Here is a 207-nt window from a genome sequence, read left to right on the forward strand (position 1 = left end):
ACACCCTGGAGGGGTTCCCGAGTGGCCAAAGGGAGCAGACTGTAAATCTGCCGGCACTGCCTTCGATGGTTCGAATCCGTCTCCCTCCACCATATTCTTCTTACCTCTTTTAAGAGTTAAGAGAACAACCTGATTGATGGGCTTATGGGAAAACATCAATTTAGGCTTACTTTGTGAAGAGTAAGACACACCCTGGAGGGGTTCCCG

Annotated in this window: 1 tRNA gene; it reads left to right on the forward strand. The window is 49.3% G+C overall.

Features of this window, described 5'->3' with window-relative positions:
• Positions 1–7 precede the first annotated feature (7 nt).
• Positions 8–92 (forward strand) — tRNA-Tyr (locus AB4558_RS21975).
• The last annotated feature ends 115 nt before the right edge of the window (positions 93–207 follow it).

Origin of the sequence: Vibrio sp. 10N.222.51.C5 (assembly GCF_041474575.1) — a bacterium.
Classification (GTDB): Bacteria; Pseudomonadota; Gammaproteobacteria; order Enterobacterales; family Vibrionaceae; genus Vibrio; species Vibrio crassostreae_C.